The 16,897-nt window shown below is 53.3% G+C and carries 19 protein-coding genes; 10 read left to right on the forward strand and 9 right to left on the reverse strand.

Annotated features, from left to right (window positions below; all coding sequences use genetic code 11):
* Positions 1 to 49: 49 nt before the first annotated feature.
* Positions 50 to 475, reverse strand: a complete 426-nt coding sequence (locus ACU6TU_RS04905) for an organic hydroperoxide resistance protein (protein WP_447143458.1) — start codon at positions 473 to 475, stop codon at positions 50 to 52.
* A gap of 98 nt (positions 476 to 573) precedes the next feature.
* A complete protein-coding gene (locus tag ACU6TU_RS04910) occupies positions 574 to 1,050 on the reverse strand; it encodes a MarR family winged helix-turn-helix transcriptional regulator (RefSeq protein ID WP_447143459.1) in 477 nt (158 codons plus the stop codon).
* Positions 1,051 to 1,249: 199 nt separating this feature from the next.
* On the opposite strand from ACU6TU_RS04910, the gene ACU6TU_RS04915 reads away from it, so the two are divergent.
* The 6 genes from ACU6TU_RS04915 (at position 1,250) to ACU6TU_RS04940 (ending at position 6,873) form a co-directional block, all read left to right on the forward strand.
* Positions 1,250 to 1,738: a tripartite tricarboxylate transporter TctB family protein gene (locus ACU6TU_RS04915; protein ID WP_447143460.1), complete on the forward strand. Its 489-nt coding sequence runs from the start codon at positions 1,250 to 1,252 to the stop codon at positions 1,736 to 1,738.
* Between the two features lie 75 nt (positions 1,739 to 1,813).
* Entirely contained in the window at positions 1,814 to 2,773 is a 960-nt protein-coding gene (locus ACU6TU_RS04920; protein ID WP_447143461.1) for a Bug family tripartite tricarboxylate transporter substrate binding protein, read from the forward strand.
* Positions 2,774 to 2,887: 114 nt separating this feature from the next.
* Positions 2,888 to 4,393: a tripartite tricarboxylate transporter permease gene (locus ACU6TU_RS04925; RefSeq protein WP_447143462.1), complete on the forward strand. Its 1,506-nt coding sequence runs from the start codon at positions 2,888 to 2,890 to the stop codon at positions 4,391 to 4,393.
* The gene (locus ACU6TU_RS04930) at positions 4,386 to 4,910 is read left to right on the forward strand and encodes a gluconokinase (RefSeq protein WP_447143463.1); all 525 of its coding nucleotides are present in this window, start codon (positions 4,386 to 4,388) and stop codon (positions 4,908 to 4,910) included. The genes ACU6TU_RS04925 and ACU6TU_RS04930 overlap by 8 nt, the downstream gene beginning before the upstream one ends.
* Positions 4,911 to 4,922: 12 nt before the next feature.
* A complete protein-coding gene (gene gntR, locus ACU6TU_RS04935; protein ID WP_447143464.1) occupies positions 4,923 to 5,918 on the forward strand; it encodes a gluconate operon transcriptional repressor GntR in 996 nt (331 codons plus the stop codon).
* A gap of 106 nt (positions 5,919 to 6,024) precedes the next feature.
* Complete coding sequence (locus tag ACU6TU_RS04940) at positions 6,025 to 6,873, forward strand: MOSC domain-containing protein (protein ID WP_447143465.1); 849 nt, start codon at positions 6,025 to 6,027, stop codon at positions 6,871 to 6,873.
* On the opposite strand, the gene ACU6TU_RS04945 is transcribed toward ACU6TU_RS04940, so the two are convergent.
* Positions 6,827 to 7,732 carry a DMT family transporter gene (locus ACU6TU_RS04945; RefSeq protein ID WP_447143466.1) on the reverse strand — a complete coding sequence of 302 codons (906 nt, stop codon included), beginning with the start codon at positions 7,730 to 7,732 and terminating at the stop codon, positions 6,827 to 6,829. The two genes, ACU6TU_RS04940 and ACU6TU_RS04945, sit on opposite strands and share 47 nt — an antisense overlap.
* A gap of 188 nt (positions 7,733 to 7,920) precedes the next feature.
* Here ACU6TU_RS04945 and ACU6TU_RS04950 point away from each other — a divergent pair, with 188 nt between their 5' ends.
* Together ACU6TU_RS04950 and ACU6TU_RS04955 are read left to right on the forward strand one after the other, a co-directional pair.
* Complete coding sequence (locus ACU6TU_RS04950) at positions 7,921 to 8,715, forward strand: MotA/TolQ/ExbB proton channel family protein (protein ID WP_447143467.1); 795 nt, start codon at positions 7,921 to 7,923, stop codon at positions 8,713 to 8,715.
* Between the two features lie 3 nt (positions 8,716 to 8,718).
* The gene (locus tag ACU6TU_RS04955; protein WP_447143468.1) at positions 8,719 to 9,672 is read left to right on the forward strand and encodes a flagellar motor protein MotB; all 954 of its coding nucleotides are present in this window, start codon (positions 8,719 to 8,721) and stop codon (positions 9,670 to 9,672) included.
* Here ACU6TU_RS04955 and ACU6TU_RS04960 read toward each other — a convergent pair.
* The 4 genes from ACU6TU_RS04960 to ACU6TU_RS04975 are packed head-to-tail and all read right to left on the reverse strand — an operon-like array spanning position 9,655 to position 13,214.
* The gene (locus tag ACU6TU_RS04960) at positions 9,655 to 10,320 is read right to left on the reverse strand and encodes a response regulator transcription factor (protein WP_447143469.1); all 666 of its coding nucleotides are present in this window, start codon (positions 10,318 to 10,320) and stop codon (positions 9,655 to 9,657) included. The two genes, ACU6TU_RS04955 and ACU6TU_RS04960, sit on opposite strands and share 18 nt — an antisense overlap.
* Positions 10,321 to 10,340: 20 nt before the next feature.
* A complete protein-coding gene (locus ACU6TU_RS04965) occupies positions 10,341 to 11,888 on the reverse strand; it encodes a PAS domain-containing sensor histidine kinase (protein ID WP_447143470.1) in 1,548 nt (515 codons plus the stop codon).
* A 1-nt stretch (position 11,889) separates the two neighbouring features.
* Positions 11,890 to 12,558, reverse strand: coding sequence for a 2OG-Fe(II) oxygenase (locus ACU6TU_RS04970; protein ID WP_447143471.1), 669 nt, complete (start codon positions 12,556 to 12,558; stop codon positions 11,890 to 11,892).
* A complete protein-coding gene (locus ACU6TU_RS04975) occupies positions 12,558 to 13,214 on the reverse strand; it encodes a CoA pyrophosphatase (RefSeq protein ID WP_447143472.1) in 657 nt (218 codons plus the stop codon). The genes ACU6TU_RS04970 and ACU6TU_RS04975 overlap by 1 nt, the downstream gene beginning before the upstream one ends.
* A 94-nt stretch (positions 13,215 to 13,308) precedes the next feature.
* On the opposite strand from ACU6TU_RS04975, the gene ACU6TU_RS04980 reads away from it, so the two are divergent.
* Positions 13,309 to 13,866 (forward strand): NUDIX hydrolase, encoded by a 558-nt coding sequence (locus ACU6TU_RS04980; RefSeq protein WP_447143473.1) that lies wholly within the window; start codon positions 13,309 to 13,311, stop codon positions 13,864 to 13,866.
* A 6-nt stretch (positions 13,867 to 13,872) separates the two neighbouring features.
* On the opposite strand, the gene ACU6TU_RS04985 is transcribed toward ACU6TU_RS04980, so the two are convergent.
* Both ACU6TU_RS04985 and ACU6TU_RS04990 read right to left on the reverse strand, forming a co-directional pair.
* Entirely contained in the window at positions 13,873 to 14,184 is a 312-nt protein-coding gene (locus ACU6TU_RS04985) for an NGG1p interacting factor NIF3 (protein WP_447143474.1), read from the reverse strand.
* Between the two features lie 29 nt (positions 14,185 to 14,213).
* Complete coding sequence (locus ACU6TU_RS04990; RefSeq protein WP_447143475.1) at positions 14,214 to 15,110, reverse strand: alpha/beta fold hydrolase; 897 nt, start codon at positions 15,108 to 15,110, stop codon at positions 14,214 to 14,216.
* A gap of 318 nt (positions 15,111 to 15,428) precedes the next feature.
* Here ACU6TU_RS04990 and ACU6TU_RS04995 point away from each other — a divergent pair, with 318 nt between their 5' ends.
* A complete protein-coding gene (locus tag ACU6TU_RS04995) occupies positions 15,429 to 16,883 on the forward strand; it encodes a TolC family outer membrane protein (protein ID WP_447143476.1) in 1,455 nt (484 codons plus the stop codon).
* Positions 16,884 to 16,897 lie beyond the last annotated feature (14 nt).

A 16,897-nucleotide genomic window follows, 5' to 3' on the forward strand; every position in this document is an offset into this window, starting at 1 on the left:
TATGGGCGAGCCAAACGGTGGTGTTGTAATTCAGGTACAAGCGGGTGGCTTATACCAGCGTCAGGGTGACGTCGATATTGCCCTGAGTGGCGTTGGAATAAGGGCAGACAACGTGGGCTTTGTCCACAAGGCTCTGCGCCTGGTCTTTATCAAGGCCCGGTAGGCTGATCTTGAGTTCGACTTCAATTCCAAAGCCGGTCGGAATCGGTCCGATGCCAACGTGGCCATCAATTTTGACATCTTCCGGCAACTGGATTTTTTCCTGACCGGCCACATGCTTCATGGCACCCAGAAAGCAAGCGGAATAACCGGCTGCAAATAGCTGCTCAGGGTTTGTGCCGTCGCCGCCAGGGCCACCCAGCTCTGACGGTGTGCTGAGTTTGACGTCCAGCGCACCGTCTGAAGATGCTGCGTGGCCTTCACGGCCGCCAGTGGCAGTGGCGTGGGCGCGGTATGCAATCTTTTCAATCGACATGAATTAGCTCCTGTGTGTAATTGTCATGAATCATTTATTGGTTCGTGGGTTCAAGTTAGTGCAGTATTATTTTGCGCGCAAGCTAAATGCCAAAAAAACTAGGAATCAGAAGTGGAATTGGGGGTGTCATTGGATTTCTTCAAGCTGTCGCGCAGCTGGACCAGATCGTCTTTTAGCTGCGTGAGTGTTTCCACTGATTTTTCGCTGGCGTTGACGATGCAGCTCGGCACATGACGGGCCTTTTCACGCAGTAAACGGCCTTTATCCGTCAGGAAAAGTTCGACCACGCGCTCATCCTGATCGCTGCGCCGACGGATAATTAACTGATCGCCCTCAAGTCTTTTGAGTAGCGGTGTTAATGAACCGGGATCTGTCAGCAAGCGTCTGCTTAATGCCCCTACCGTAATGCCATCCTCCTGCCAAAGTACCAGCATGGTCAGATACTGTGGGTAAGTGAGCGCTAATTCTTTTAGCAGAGGCTTATAGACTTTGGTCATCATCAGCGATGTTGAGTAGAGCGCGAAACACAGCTGGTGATCCAGCTCCAGTTCACTACAAGGGTCTAGCTCAGGCATGTCGACTCCGGTACGGGATGCATGCCACCTAATGTAGCGCGCAAGACACTGAGTGGCCATACCTAGACGTTGGTCGTAAGTTGGACATTTTGTTTTGACACAAGGTGCGGCGGTAGCTAGCCTCTGTTTATCGTTAAAGTTACCGGTAACATTGATTGGCATAATGGTAACTCCATGATCCACTAACGCGTGTGCTCAAATGCTTTCAAACCTAATTCTCGGCGTTTTAATTTTTCTTAGTTCACTATTCTTTTACCTGCAAAGCACTGATTTGCCGGAACGGTCAGCGTTATTTCCGCACTATGTATTGTGGGGTATGGCCATTGTAGGTGTGCTTCTGGTTTTCCAAGCACTGCTAGAAGGGCGCAAGAAGGTGGCAGAAGAAGAGTTAGAGGCACGCCATGAAGCGCGTACTCAGCTTAACGATATTTTGATCTTCCAAGTAGCAGTGCCAGGAGCGCTGCTACTGTCAGCCTACGGGCTGCTGTTATCCGTAGGGTTTTATCCGGCGTCTGCTTTTTTGGTTTTCACTATTTATAGCTACCACGCCTATCGCATAGACGCCGCGAACCTTAATCGATCTTTGTGGATTCGAGCCATTGGTTTTGCGGCTGCGATCACCCTGTTTATGTATCTCATTTTTACACTGTTGCTGGGTCTCCCAGCACCCTCAGGCGCAATTTTTTAATCAAATATTGCGAACAAACCAATAAAAGAGTCATACCAACTCATCCACGCACGCCAAATAATCAAGGTGATGACAATGAAAACGAAACTAGCTTTGTTACTTAGTGCGCCGTTCTTGCTGGCAGCAACAAGTGCTGCCCAGGCACAGGACTACCCCACTAAAAACATCCAAATTATTGTTCCCTACAGCGCTGGCGGCGGTGGCGATACGGTGGCACGTATCGTCGCAGACCGTTTGGGTGAAGAACTCGGGCAGCAAATTAACGTTGTTAACCGTGAAGGTGCTGGTGGTGAGATCGGCATCGACGAGATTGCCCGTAGTGATGCCGACGGCTATACCCTAGGCGTATTCGGCTACCCGGATAACTTCGTCTTGGAACATACCCGAGATACCAGCTTTACGTTTGAAAGCTTTGATTATCTAGCGGCTTTTGATGATATGCCGATGGGGGTTTTTGCCTCGCCTAATAGCCAGCACAGCACACTGGAAGCGTTAGTCAGCTATGGCCAAGAGCGTCCCGGCGAACTGATTATTGGTGAATCTGGCGCCCTTGGTTTGCTTCACGCGCTGGCCTTTGCTGAGCGTTCAGAGATGCAAATTACCCCTATCCGCTATTCCGGCGGCGGTGAGTTGATGAACGCGTTGCTAGGCAACCACATTGATTTGGCGTCGACGTCATCCATGAGCCACGACCCGATTGTAGGTTCAAACGGCAAACCGATTGGCTTTGCAGCGGAAGAGCGTATGGAAATGTTCCCAGACGTGCCGACATTCAAAGAGCAGGGGCTTGATCTGGTAATGGGCGTATCACGGGTATTAGTTGCGCCCACGGGGTTGCCTGACGATATTCGTGAGGCGCTTATCATGGCGTTAAATGCGATCAGTACTAACGAAGCAATGATGGCTAACTTCGAAAACGCTGCGATCCCTTACCGCTATTTAGACGACAGCGCGGTCAACGAAATGCTAGAGCAATCTAATAACGTGTTGATGCCTGTTATCGAAAATAACTTAGATCAAATTAACGGTAACTGATGCCGTCCCATGACCGGGGTTAAAACCCCGGTTTCATTTCGCAAGGGTTTGTACGAAAAGTTGGCGAGTGCAGGCAGTTTTCGTACACCCCCTACTAATACCCGAGTAGCACCCATGGATATCGTATCAATCCTGCTCAATTTATTTACCCCTAGCGTTTTTTTGGTGGTGTTTGCTGGTGTGCTAGTCGGCATTGTTGTCGGCGCCATTCCAGGATTAAACGGTGCCATTGGCATTTCGTTGTTGTTACCGCTGACGTTTACAATGGAGCCGCAGATCGGCTTGTTACTGCTTGGCGGCATTTACATGGGCGGTATGTACGGTGGGTCAATCACCGCCATTTTGATTAATGTGCCAGGCGATGTTGTTGCCGCGCCTGTGGCGATGGAAGGGTATCCATTAACGCAGCAGGGGCGTGCCAAAGAAGCGCTTTATTACTCTATTTTTTCCAGCATGTTTGGCGGCTTTATCGGCGTGCTGGTACTGATTTTATTTACCCCTCCGCTTGCCCGGTTTGCACTGCAATTTGGCCCTGCGGAAATGTTTTTTGTGTCATTGAGTGGCCTGATTATTGTCGGCGCGCTGAGTGGTAGCGTGTTGAAGGCGGCCTTCGCTGTGCTGTTAGGGTTGTTTATAAGCACGGTAGGGGTGGATTTGATCACGGGGTCTGAGCGTTTCACTTTTGATAACATAGAGTTACGTTCAGGTATCTCTGTGGTGCCTGTCGTGCTGGGACTTTTTTGCTTTGCCGAGATGTTTTTAAATATTGGCAAAAAGCCCGGTGAGCAAGTCCAGTATCGTGATCAGACAATTTCACGAATGACAGTCGTTAAAGATATTTTGAAGCAACGGTTTCTGGTCTGGAAGTCTGGCTTGATCGGTACGGTGGTGGGGTTGCTGCCAGGTGTTGGCACAACGTTAGCGGTATTTATGTCTTACGGCGATGCCAAGCGGGTTTCACGGCGCAACATACCTTTTGAACAAGGTAACCCTGATGGCATTATTGCCGCCGAAAGTGCCAATAATGCGACTGTCGGTAGTTCAATGGTTCCGCTACTGGCACTGGGTGTGCCGGGGAGTCCTACCAGCGCCATCATTGCCGGTGCCTTGGTTATTCATGGCATTGTGCTTGGCCCTAGCTTATTCGTTAACCGTCCCGATATAGCATTCACATTTTTATATGGAATGCTGCTAACCGTGGTGGCAATGACGATCATCGGCGCAGTAGGGATTAAGTACTTTTCTTATATTTTAAAAATTAAAATGGAATACATCGTACCAACGGTGCTGGTATTTGCCTTGTTCGGGGCTTATAGCCTTCGAAACAGCTTGTTCGATGTGTTTATCGCCATTTTATTGGGTATCGTTGGCGCTATTTTCAAAAAGATTCATGTGCCGTTGGCACCGATTATCATCGGGGTGGTATTAGGTCCGTTGATTGAGACTAACTTGGCAAGAGCAATGCGTATTGCCGGCGCCCGCAATATGCCGCTATGGGAATACTTGATGGCGACGCCATTGTCCAAGGGCTTAGTCGCGCTGGTGGTTATTATGCTGATCGTTGTGATTCGCATGCGGCATAAAGAAAAAATGGCGGCTAAAGGGGGCAAAAATGCATAACGTGGCCAAGCAGTGCAAAATTGTCGTTATGGGTGTGTCAGGTTGCGGTAAGAGCTTAATTGGTGCCCAGTTGGCGAGCGCTTTAGGCATTGCTTTCTATGATGCCGATGATTTTCACAGTCAAAATAACGTTCAGAAAATGGCCCAGGGCATCCCTCTTAACGATGAGGATCGTGCTGGTTGGCTATCTGACTTGGCGCAGCTATTGTCAAGAGAAGCCGCGATAGTGCTCGCCTGCTCGGCTCTGAAACACCGCTACCGTGAACGCTTGCGTCGTGACGAGCCAAACGTTGTGTTTATCTATCTTGAGGGTGATTTTGCGACCATTCGCAATCGTCTTGCAGGAAGGGAAGGTCACTACTTTAAGGGAGATGATATGCTGCGCTCGCAGTTTGCTCAGCTAGAACCACCGAGCGAGGACGACGCTATTATTGTCCAGATTGCACAATCGCCAGAAACAGTGTTGGCGCAGTGTATCGCTGCAGTTAAAGTGTCCGACACGCATATGAGCTTTTGATATTGGTGTCATTTGAAGAAAAAACGCCCGACATTACAAGATATTGCAAACCGCGTTGATGCGACGAAAATGACCGTCAGTCGCTGTTTGAGAGACCCTGAAACGGTATCAGAAGGGCTTCGGGAACGTATTTTTAGCGTTGCTGAACAGCTTGGCTATATTCCTAATCGGGCGCCTGATCTGCTTTCCCGTGCTACCAGTCACTCTATCGGCGTGTTGGTGCCATCGCTAACCAACCAGGTGTTTGCTGATGTGATTGTCGGTATCGAAGCGTATACCGAGCCGGCAGGCTATCACCTGATGCTCTCTCACTATGGCTACAGCCCCGAGCTTGAAGAACGTAGCCTCGCCTCACTGCTGTCTTATAACGTGGACGGCGTTATTCTGTCAGACCGCGATCACACGCCACGAAGCCTTCGGATGCTGGAGACCGCGGGTATTCCTATTGTCGAAATTATGGACACTCGACGCCCGCCACTGCAGCAAGCGGTGGGCTACGATAACGTTCAAGCGGCTTACGATATGGTGAGTGAGATGATCCGTCGTGGCAGGCGCCAGGTGATTTATCTTGCGGTGCGGCTGGATGAACGGACACGTCAGCGGGAGCTGGGTTATCGCCAGGCCATGGAAGAGAATGGCTTAACGCCGGTTACGCTACAGAGCAGTCAGCGCTCTTCTTACAGTGTCGGCGCGGCGCTGATGCAGGACATTCAGCGCGATTACCCACAGGCTGACGGCATTTTCTGTACCAATGACGATGTGGCGGTGGGGGCTTATTTCGAATGTTTACGCCATGGTGTCAACGTACCTGAACAGATGGCGATTGCCGGGTTCCACGGCCACGATGTCGGCCAGGTTATGACGCCGCGCCTTGCCAGCGTTATCACGCCTCGTCAAGCCATTGGTGAAGCCGCCGCAAAAACACTATTGTCGCGCATTCGTGGCGAATCACTTGAGCACCAGGTGATGGATTTAGGCTATCGGATAGAGGCGGGAAACACGCTTTAATGTTTGGGCAGCTGGCGGCAAGTCGACAAACTCGATAGGCTGTTAAGTAAAGGTTGATCATTAAAAAGCCCATTAAAAAATCTGCTATATCGAGTGCGAGACTGCCATGAAAATTACCCAACTCACTGTCTATCCAGTGAAGTCGCTGAAAGGCATTGATCTGACGCAAAGTGAGCTCTATGGCCATGGGCTGGCCTGGGATCGCCGCTGGATGCTGGTGGATGCTCAGCAGCGTTTCATCACTCAGCGCCAGCTGCCTGGTCTTGCCACTATTGCCGTTGAGCTAACCGATCAAGCGCTGGTGCTTTCTCACCCCAGTGTTGACCCGATTTCGATTTCCCTTGAAGAACCCCAGGGTAATTTGCGTCTGGTTAAGGTCTGGGATGACCACTGCAAAGCGCTACCGGAGAGTGAAGAGGTATCACGCTGGCTTGAAGCGGCGCTGGGTGAGCAAGCGCAAGGCATTAGTCTGGTACGCTTTGTCACCGAGTTTACGCGTGCCGTTGAAGAGGACTTTCTGGCGGGCGGTGAGGCGCATACCTATTTTTCAGATGGCTACCCTTTCCTGATCACCACCACCGGCTCGCTTGAGGCGTTAAATCAGGCGCTTATCGCAGGAGAGAATGCACCTGTGCCGATGAACCGTTTCCGGCCGAATATCGTGGTCGAATGTGACGATTCCTGGGCGGAAGACCAGTGGGCAACGCTTTCCAGTGAAAGCAGCGCGTTTCAGCTAACACTGCGCAAGCCCTGTCAGCGCTGCAAAGTCACTACCGTCGATCAGCAGACCGGCACGATTCCTGAGCAGGCAGAACCCCTCAAAACACTGCTTTCCCTGAACACTCATCCTCACCTGAAAGGCGCGCACTTTGGCCAAAACGCCACGCTAACGGCAGGGCAGGGTAGTGTTATTCGTGTGGGGGACGAGGTGGTGTCAACGCACCGCGAGGCCTGAACCGTAGTAACCGGGTGGCAATGGCGGTGCCTGACAGGGTGATCACCATGCCTGTCACCACTTGAAGGCTGAGCGTTTCATCAAGCAGGAAATACCCCCACAGCAGCGCGCTGACAGGAATCAAAAACGTCACCGTTGAGGTGGCGGTAGCGCCTGCGCTGGCTAACAGCCCGAAATACAGCAAAAAAGCCAGCGTAGTGCTGAGCATCGCTAGGGCCAGGGCGTTTCCCCAGGCCAGCACGCTGACAGGTTCGCTCGGCCAGAGCAGCAGACCCGGTACGAGTAATACCAGGGCTGACATCGCGCTGCTACCCGCCGCCAGCACGCGGCTAGGGAGATGGCTCAAACGCGTTTTCGAGTAGTTGCCGGCAAGCCCATAACAGAAGGTCGCGCCCAGCACGGCAATAATAAACCAGCCGTCGCCGCCCAGGGCGAAGTCCAGCCGATCAGCAGAAAGCACATATACACCAAACAGCGCCAATGCTAACCCCAGATATTGTTGGCGCTGGATGGGTGTGGCAAAAAAGGCAGCGCCCAATAATGCGGTGAAAATCGGCGTGGTGGCATTAATTAGTGATGTAAAGCCTGCCTCCAGGCGGGTTGTCGCTAACGCCAATAATGAGAAAGGCAGCACATGGTTAATCACGCCCAGTAGCAACAACGGCCCTTTGTGCTGCCAGATTAGCGTTAGATAGCGCAGGCTCATTAGCAACGGCACTAACAGCAAGGCACCCACGCCCATTCTTATCAATACGAGCGGAACCGGACCAAACTCCGGTGCGGCGACGCGCATGAAAATAAAAGAAAGCCCCCATAGCGAAGACAGCAATAGCAAACGCAATGCATCGGTGGCGGACATCTCAATAGCCTTGTAATAGAAGAAAATTCATAGGGGAATAACGCAACTGCCTGCCTGTTTTTTCATGAGGATATCAGAGCGGCGTTATATCGCCTTGTACTTTTGCTATAAGAGCGTTGACGAGCATCGTGCTTCGCACTATGGTCTAGCGCGAAAGTATCATTTATTAACATTCATCGGGAGCAACTGTGGATCTTGCGACGTTAATCGGGCTGCTTGGGGCGGCTGTGCTGGTGAGTATGGCCGTTATTCTCGGCTCCTCTCCTGATGTGTTTTTGAATCCGACGGGGCTCTTGCTGGTGGTCGGGGGAACCACTTTCGTGGTCATGGCCAAGTTTACCCTGACTCAGTTCAAGTTTGCTCTCAAGGCGGCCGCGCGCGCTTTCAAGTTTAAACTGCCGAGTACCCAGGAGAGCATTGATGAGCTGGTCGAGCTTTCCAAACTGTCACGCAAACAGGGGCTTTTGGCGCTGGAAGGGCAAAATGTCAATTCTCCCTTTCTGGCCCAGGGGTTACAGATGCTGGCTGACGGCTTCAGCGCCGAAATGGTGCATGACATGCTGGGTAAAGAGCGGCTTCTGACCCTGGAACGCAACGAAGCCGGTGGTCGCGTGTTTTCGGCGTTTGCTGAGGTAGCGCCCTCAATGGGGATGATTGGTACGCTGGTGGGGCTGGTGCAGATGTTAGCCAATATGGATGACCCCGCCATGATTGGCCCGGCCATGGCAGTGGCGCTTTTAACGACGCTATATGGCGCGATGATCGCCAGCATGATCGCCAGCCCGATTGCCGATAAGCTGTGGCTGCGCATGAATCAGGAAGCCAAGATGCAGCAATTGTGGATTGACGCGGTTCTGGCCATCAAGGGCGACAAGAATCCACGGGTGCTGGAGCAGATGTTGACGCTGTATCTTCCTCCGGAACGTCGCCAGCGCGGTGATGAGGGCGCTGATGCCAGTGACGAAGCAAGCGATTCGGCGTAAATCATGAGCAACAAAAAATCCAACATACCTCAGTGGATGGTGACCTACGCAGACCTGATGAGCCTGCTGCTGTGCTTTTTTGTGTTGCTGTTGTCATTTGCTGAAATCGATGCAGACAAGTTCCGGCGTATTGCCGGTGAGTTATCCAAAGCCTTTGGCGTTCAGCGCGATATCGAAGCCATGCAGATTCCGAAAGGGACGAGTGCGGCGCTCGACAAGTTTTCGCCTGCCGTACCCGATCGCACGCTGATCAATGAAATCCGCCAGCGGACCATGGAAGAGCAGCCTCAGCTGGAATCCATGCGCCAGATTCTTGAGCAACAGCGCCGCCAGCAAACCAGGGAACTGGCAGAAAAAATTCGTGCCCTGTTAGAAGAAACCGGCAACAGTGAAGTGACGCAGGTGGAAGTGGATGGTTTCCGTGTGGTGATTCGTATCGAAGAACGCGGGAGTTTCATGTCGGGTTCTTCCGATGTGACGTCATCGTTTGCCACGTTACTGGTCGATATGGCGAATATTTTTGCGGGTTTACCGGGCACCGTTGCCATTGAAGGCCATACGGATAATGTGCCGATTCAAACGTCGCGCTTTGAAAGTAACTGGGATTTATCCGCCATGCGCGCTGCCTCCGTGGCGAATGTGCTGCTCACGGATGAAACGCTGGAGGCACAACGTGTTCTGGTGCAGGGGTTTGCTGATACTGAGCCGCGTGCCTCTAACGACACGCCGGAAGGACGCGCGCAGAACCGCCGGGTAGAAATCAATATTGATCTGAGCGAGGCTATTGAAGAGCGCGGGCAACGCCAACTGGATGCACTGCGTGAGTCCGACGGGCAGGCGTCTGATGAGACTGAGAACTCGGCTCAAGGTGACACCGCTGAAATACTTGAAAGCGTGACCACAGACAATGGCGCAGAGCGTCTGGCGCCCGTGAATCCGCTATTTCCTGGGGGGTGATGTTATTTCGGTTTCCGGTAAGGCAGTGACCAACTTTAGCGCAACGGCCTGCCTGACCAGTTCTGCCAGGTTGCCAGCGCCCAGCGCTTTCATGGCTCTTAGCCGGTAAACCTCAACGGTCTTGGCGCTGATTGCCATCGTCTCGGCGATTTCCCGGCTGGTCATGCCCTGTGCCACATGGCGTACAATCTGTTGCTCCTTGGGGCGCAGTGAAGCAAAGCGTTGGCTCAGCTCATGACGCTTCTGATCCTGTGTCTGCTTCTGCTGAACATGGGCCAGCGCCTGCTGAATACTGTCAATCAGCTGCTGGTGATTAAACGGCTTTTCGATAAAATCAAACGCCCCATTCTTGAGTGCCTGGGTGGCCATCGGAACGTCTCCATGGCCGGTCATCATGATGACCGCTGACGTTGCACCCGATTCAGCCAGATGCTGTTGTACCTGAAGGCCGCTAAGGCCTGGCATTCGCACGTCGAGCAAGACTACCTTCCACGTCTGGTCGGCCGCCAGAAAGCTGTCGCCATCGACAAAGGTGCAACTCTCCAATCCTACCGAACTTAATAGCCAGACCAGCGAATCACGCAGGGCTTCGTCGTCATCGACGATAGCGATATCGTTAGATGGGCAAGTGGCTTGCGTGGCTTGCATAGACGCTTTCCTCCGGGGCTTCAGGCGCTGCGCAGTTTAGCGCTAAAACGTGCGCCGCAAAACAGCGGGCTATGACATAGGGTAAGCGCACCGCCCATGGCTTCCATCAAGGAACGACTGATCGCCAGCCCCATCCCAAGCCCTTCTTTACGGGTGGAATGAAAAGGGGTGAATACGGCGTCCTGTTGGTCATCAGGTATACCAGGGCCCTGGTCATCGACATGCAGCAGCACATGGCGGTGGTCGTCACGTTCAATGCTGAGTTGCACATGACGAGCGCTCGGTTGTTGGCGGCTGGCTTCCAGAGCGTTGAGCAGCAGATTGACGATGACCTGTTCAAGCCCCGTCGGGTCTGCATTGACGTGCAGTACAGCGGCTTCATGGTGCTGTGTGAAGAGGATATCGGCTTGCTGAAAACGCCACTCACATAGTTGCCAGGCGGCTTCAATGACATCGGCTAACGCTATTGGACGGCATTGAGTCCCACCCGTGCGGATAAAACGCCGGATGTGGCGTAAACGTTCTGCCAGGCGCTGAACCTGATGGTCAATCTGCATCAGCGGGTGAGTCAGCGCCTGAGCGGGAAGCTCTGGATTAGCGCTTAGCTGTATCAAGGCACCGTTGGCATAATTGCCAATGGCACCCAGCGGCTGGTTAAGCTCATGGGCAATATTGGATGTCAGCTCGCCCAGTGTTGCCAGCCGGTTGGCGTGGGCAATCTGTTCCTGATGACGACGAGCCTGCGCCTCTGCATCCTTGCGCAAACGGATATCGTGATTCAACAAAGAAAGGTGGCCCGGTTCTGCACCACGTCCACGATGCGCCTGCACGACACTTAATACCGGAATCAGACCGTGGTGGCCGAGCATTTCCAGCTCTCCACTCCATGAGCCGTAACGGGCAACCGCGGGAAAGACGACTTCATTGAGCAGGCTCAACGACGTATCGCTGTATACGTTATCAAGCGGTGTGCAATCAATCTGTGTGAATTGGTCGGCCGAACGGGGAAGATTAAAACGTCGGCGTGCGGCCTCGTTGGCGCTGAAAATAACATTGCCTTCCCCCACGAACAGAACATAGTCCGAGGTCGACTCGACCACTTGTGCCAATCGTTCGCGGTTAGCTTCCAGCCGGATGCGACGCCCGACGTCCCGGGAGACACAAAGAATGTCAATCAACTCGCCCGTATCTGCATCTCGGCGCGTACGACTGGTGGTTTCAAACCAGACATAGTGGCCATTTTTGGCGCGGAAGCGATAAGTCTGCTGATAAAAGCCATCGTGATAATAAACACGCGGTGATTTGTTCAGCAGGTCACTTAAGTCAGCTGGATGAAAAAGCTGGTAAGCGGATACGCCAATCAGCTCTGCCGGTTCATAACCCAGTAAGTCTCGCGCTGCCTGGGATGCATATAAAAAGGTACCGTCGCGCGCGTGCCGGGAAATCAGGTCAGTGGTGCTTTCCGCCAGCCACTGGTAGTGGCGTTTTTCTGCCTGAAGCGCCGCGTTTTGTGTTTCCAGCGCCTCAATTCGGGCGCGCAGTGCGGCTTCGTCACAAGAGCTCATCATGCTAGTGAGCCGGGTCGAGTACGCCGCCCGTTGAGGCGTTGCGTCTGAACCAGCCGGCGATACTGGCGCGCGGATGCTGGGTGGGTAGCACCTCATGAGGGATGGTTTCAGATAAAAAACAGGCAAAAGTGCCTGCTTCAGGCACCACGCGGGCAACTTCCCGGCAAGGGTCGTCGGGATGATAAATCACCATTTCACCGCCACCATCGAGTGGCCACTCAGGGTTCAGGTAGCCCACCGTGGAAATCACCCGATTGGCTCGACCGCGAAAGCTATCAAAGTGACGTTGATAAAATGCTCCGGGTGGGTAGTGGGCAAAATGGGCTTCGTATTCAAACAGACCCAGGAAAAGCGCCTGATTCAGCGACTGCTGGAGTTCTGCCATGGCGTCCAGGTAGCGGCGTTGGGCGGCGCTTTCCCTATCCAGCCAGTGAATGGCATCGCCGCGAATGTCCTTGCGAAGGTTATGCTCCTTGCCGCGCCCAATGCCCGCCTCATCAAGTACATCGTGTTTGGCCATATGATGCAGTTCACGGTGCAACGCCTGGCAAAGGTCTGGGTCAATCATCCGGTTGCCCACGTACCAGCCCTGTTCAACCAGAGCATCCACCAGCTCAATATGCGCCGCGGGGTTTATCGCAGGAGGAGAAAGTGCTGCAGAGACAATCATTACGGGGTTCTCCTGGTCGGCGTATGGGCTGCCTTGGGTAGACGACTGCTTCTTTCAGGAAAATGGCGTAACGCACCAGACGGGCGCTGATAAAGATCGATAGGCATACCAAACCCTCCGGCCAGCAACTCGACAAGCATCATCGCAGAGAGCCCCCAGATAACATGGCCATCAACAAGATAACTGGGTACGTAGTGAGGAACCCCATCGACGATGATGACATCTGTATGGGTGCGTTTATCCGCTAGAAAATGGCTCAGAGGCACTTCAAAAATGACGTCCAGTTCGCTGGGGTCTGCTACCAGGGGTAAATCGGCCGGTATGATGCCGACCCAGGGTGTTACCCGAATGCCATGCAGTGAGATAACATCGGATAACCTTCCCAAGGGTTGTACCAACGAGGGCGCTAACGCAATCTCTTCTTCTGCCTCTCGAAGGGCCGTGGCATAAAGATCAGCGTCACAGGCTTCCCGTTTGCCACCGGGAAAGGCGACCTGGCCGCTGTGAGTATTGAGATGGCTAGCCCGCCGGGTAAACAGCAGTGTTGGCGAAGCGCGATCGACAATTGGCATCAGCACGGCAGCTTCTGGCATGACAACGTGGTCTAGCCGTTGAGGGGTATGCTGTTGCAGCTGTTTGCGTAGTGTCTCTAACATAGGGCTTCCATTTGCTTTGTTATCTTTTACCCAGCCGTGGTGATTAACGTCAAGCCCGTTAACACCTTGTCCCATCAGCCATAGAGAAAACGCGATGAATTTTTGCAGTCAGTGTGGTGAGAAAGTCCGTTTTGCCGTACCCGAAGACGATGATCGCCCGCGTTACCTATGTGATGCCTGCGGCACGATTCATTATCAGAATCCGCGTATTGTCGCGGGTACGCTGCCTGTCATCGGCGATAAGATATTGCTGTGCAAGCGTGCCATTTCGCCCCGCAAAGGGTACTGGACGCTACCGGCAGGCTACATGGAAAATGCCGAAACCACCCAGCAGGCTGCTACCCGTGAAACCTGGGAAGAAGCCTTTGCCGAGGTAAGGCTGGAAGGGTTATACACCTTGATTGACCTGCCGCATATCAATCAAGTGTATATGATTTTTCGTGCTGAGCTTTTGGGTGGTTTCAGCGCAGGCCCGGAAAGCCTTGAGGTCGAGCTGTTCGAAGAGCATGAAATTCCCTGGGATGAGCTGGCTTTCCTCACCATTGAGCGGACATTGCAGCATTTTTATGAAGACCGTAAAAACGGGCATTATCCGCTTCATATCAGTGCGATTGCCCCTGAAGACAGGGAGCGCTATTTCGGTAGCGCCTGATTCTGGCTATAGATCAGCCAGCTGCCAGACATCGTAGGCCACCTCTTCATAGGGGTGGGCCGTTTTCAGTGCACTAATGGCGGCCTTTATCAGCGCATCCTGGCAGACAAGCTCAATTTTCAATTCTTCCACGCGTTCAAGCTGACCTACCTGACCCAGATGGGGCGCTGCGCCTGCTAACGGGCGGAACTGGCCGGTACCCTGGGTTTGAAAGCAGCAGGCTTCGTAATTTCCGATTCGGCCAGCCCCGGTGGCAAATACCGCTTCTTTCACACTCTCGGCGTTTTCAACGGGGACAAAAAAAGCCAGTTTGTACATGCAGTTTCTCCATCAAAGGGGTGGCGATGTCAGGGCAACCGTTTGAATCGGCGCAGCATCACCTGCCACCAGGGTTGCCTGGCTGTGGGCACCGATTGTTCCAGAAAACGACGGATCGGCTCTATCTGCGGGGGCACGTTCAGCATTGGCGCGTGGCCGCATCCCGCTGCCTCTAACACCACCATGCTGGGTTGCAGGGTCTGCATTCTGGTGACGGACTGAGCGCTGATCAACGGTGAGTTTTCACCCCTGACCAGCATCAGGGGGCAGCGAATATTCTCCCAGTCGGCCCAGGTGTCACGCGGCGTGTCATGGATAAACTGTTCGCTGATGCGAGGGTCATAATGAAACGTCCAGGCACCGTCCGGCAGGCGTCGGGCGCTTGAATATGCCATGTCCAGCCACTCACTTTCACGCTGAATGCCAAAGCCCTGATAGTTTTCCTTAAGCGCTGTCTGCAATTCTTCAAACGTCGTAAAGCGTTTCATGCTGCTGAAATACGTGGCCATCTGCATCAACGCCTTGGCTTCCAGCTCGGGGCCAACATCGTTGAGCACCAGGCAGCGGATGCGTGACGCGGTTTCGTCATCGGCCGCCAGTAACATACCCAGCAGACCTCCCATTGAGGTGCCGATCCAAGGTACGCTATCAAGCTGAAAGTCATCCATGACGGCCTTGGCCACCACTTGATAATGGCGATAAAGGTATTCCTTGGAAGGATAGAACGACCAGCTGGAAAGGCCTCTGCCCGGCGTATCGGGGGCCAGCACTCGCCATTCGGGGCCAAGGGCGCGGGCGAGTTGTTCGAAATCTCCGCCGTGCCGCGCAAGACCATGCCAGGCAATCACCGTATGCGGTGCGTCCGGGTTCCAGATGCGTACCGCGATTTCAAGCTGGCCGACATTAAGGCATCTAAGGGCATCCATGGAGTCACTCCCGATAAGGTGGGCGTTGGCTAAGCGTCCGCGATAAGGGCCAGACACGAGCCTCAGTGTGCCTGGGTGAAACGCATTCAGGAAAATGCATTGAGAGAAACGTTGAATAGGTTAAATACAGTGTAATAAAGCGTTCTTGTCAGCGTGACGCTTATGTACATGCGACAATGTATGTATATTATTCACCCATCCGTTATGACATTTGCCTGTCTGAGTTTCTTGCACCGCACATGCGTGGCGATGCTATTTCCAACAGCGCTATTCTTAACTATACCCTTTTCACATTATGAAGCTTTTGAGGATCCTGATATGTCGAAATTCTTTTCTGTCCGCGCCGAGTCATCACCCCGCCGCTATTGGTTGCAGCGGGCACTTTTGCCTACGCTGGTGGCGGCTGTCTGGGCAACGCCGTCATGGTCGGCGGATCTGCTGACGATTACCCAGGATGCGCTGAATAACAATGCGGCGCTATCGTCAGCACGTCTGGTAACCCGCAGTACGGAATCTGCCCGTGATGCCGTTGAAGGCGCTCTGAAGCCCCAGGTCAACGTTAGCGGTAATCTGGCGCATAGCCGTCAGTATGAATCACAGACAAGCCGTGCGCCTACGGTCGGTGTTGGCGGCGGCGATAACGTAACCAGCCTGGGGGTTTCTCTGGAGGCAACGCAAGCACTGTTCAACGCATTGAGAACCCGCCAGGTGGAACAGGCGGAACGTCAGATTGATCAGCAGCTTTTCCAACTGGCGGCCACCGAGCAGCAATTATTGATTGACGTCGCTTCGGCCTATTTTGAAATTCTACGGGCCTACGAAGTGCTTGATGCTCGCCGCGCCCAGGAACGTGCCATTGGGCGCCAGCTGGAGCAGGCGAGAGAGCAGTTCGAAGTCGGCCTGATCGCGATTACCGAAGTAGAAGAAGCCAAAGCCGCATTTGACCAGTCCCGTGCAGTGCGAATTGCGGCAGATAGCGATCTGCAGGTGCGCTTCGAGGCGCTTGAGCGTTTGACTGGCCAGCGTTATGACAGCATTGATGCGCTTGGCGAGGCAATGCCCATCGCGTTACCCACGCCGGACGATCGCGGCTACTGGGTTGAGTTGGCGATGCAGAATAACCCCTTGGTATTGGCCAGCGAAGCGGGTATAGCCCTGAGACGTAGCGGATTGGAAATCGCGAAAGCGCAAGATGAGCCGACCGTTGATGCGTTTGCCAACTATAATTTATCGGACAACGACAGAAGCGGTGTCTCTGGTTATAACTCCGGTAGCGAAATTGGCTTGCGGGTCAGCATGCCGCTTTATACCGGTGGCTCTACAGAAGCCACCATTCAGGAAAATACCTTTCTGCTCGAATCCAGCCAGTACGATTTTGAAGACCAGCGTCGCGAAACCGTCCAGCAGGTGCGTTCACGCTATACCCAGGTGAGCAATAACGTTGCCACGATTGAAGCGCGTCAGCAGGCGATCGTTTCCAATCAGAGTGCGCTTGATGCGACTCGTGCCGGTTATGAAGTCGGCACGCGGAATATCGTCGATGTACTTAATGCAGAACAGAATCTGTACAACGCGATTGCCGATTATGCGAGCGCTCGCTACGACTATGTCATCAACCTGCTAACGCTGCGTCAGCAGGCGGGAACGCTTGATGTCGCTTCGTTGGAAGAAGTGAATGCCTGGCTGGACGGCGAACGCGTTGAGTTCACGCTGCCGGAGGATAATCTCGACAATGTGACCAATATTGGTGAAAGACCTCAGCGGAATAGCTGATTTATTTCTACAAT

It is taken from the genome of Halomonas sp. LS-001 (genome assembly GCF_052983955.1).

Coding starts and splice junctions, on each gene's coding strand:
- ACU6TU_RS04905 (WP_447143458.1), bottom strand. CDS start 475: ATGTCGATTGAAAAGATTGCATACCGCGCCCACGCCACTGCCACTGGC.
- ACU6TU_RS04910 (WP_447143459.1), bottom strand. CDS start 1,050: ATGCCTGAGCTAGACCCTTGTAGTGAACTGGAGCTGGATCACCAGCTG.
- ACU6TU_RS04915 (WP_447143460.1), top strand. CDS start 1,250: ATGCTTTCAAACCTAATTCTCGGCGTTTTAATTTTTCTTAGTTCACTA.
- ACU6TU_RS04920 (WP_447143461.1), top strand. CDS start 1,814: ATGAAAACGAAACTAGCTTTGTTACTTAGTGCGCCGTTCTTGCTGGCA.
- ACU6TU_RS04925 (WP_447143462.1), top strand. CDS start 2,888: ATGGATATCGTATCAATCCTGCTCAATTTATTTACCCCTAGCGTTTTT.
- ACU6TU_RS04930 (WP_447143463.1), top strand. CDS start 4,386: ATGCATAACGTGGCCAAGCAGTGCAAAATTGTCGTTATGGGTGTGTCA.
- ACU6TU_RS04940 (WP_447143465.1), top strand. CDS start 6,025: ATGAAAATTACCCAACTCACTGTCTATCCAGTGAAGTCGCTGAAAGGC.
- ACU6TU_RS04945 (WP_447143466.1), bottom strand. CDS start 7,732: ATGTCCGCCACCGATGCATTGCGTTTGCTATTGCTGTCTTCGCTATGG.
- ACU6TU_RS04955 (WP_447143468.1), top strand. CDS start 8,719: ATGAGCAACAAAAAATCCAACATACCTCAGTGGATGGTGACCTACGCA.
- ACU6TU_RS04960 (WP_447143469.1), bottom strand. CDS start 10,320: ATGCAAGCCACGCAAGCCACTTGCCCATCTAACGATATCGCTATCGTC.
- ACU6TU_RS04965 (WP_447143470.1), bottom strand. CDS start 11,888: ATGATGAGCTCTTGTGACGAAGCCGCACTGCGCGCCCGAATTGAGGCG.
- ACU6TU_RS04970 (WP_447143471.1), bottom strand. CDS start 12,558: ATGATTGTCTCTGCAGCACTTTCTCCTCCTGCGATAAACCCCGCGGCG.
- ACU6TU_RS04975 (WP_447143472.1), bottom strand. CDS start 13,214: ATGTTAGAGACACTACGCAAACAGCTGCAACAGCATACCCCTCAACGG.
- ACU6TU_RS04980 (WP_447143473.1), top strand. CDS start 13,309: ATGAATTTTTGCAGTCAGTGTGGTGAGAAAGTCCGTTTTGCCGTACCC.
- ACU6TU_RS04985 (WP_447143474.1), bottom strand. CDS start 14,184: ATGTACAAACTGGCTTTTTTTGTCCCCGTTGAAAACGCCGAGAGTGTG.
- ACU6TU_RS04990 (WP_447143475.1), bottom strand. CDS start 15,110: ATGGATGCCCTTAGATGCCTTAATGTCGGCCAGCTTGAAATCGCGGTA.
- ACU6TU_RS04995 (WP_447143476.1), top strand. CDS start 15,429: ATGTCGAAATTCTTTTCTGTCCGCGCCGAGTCATCACCCCGCCGCTAT.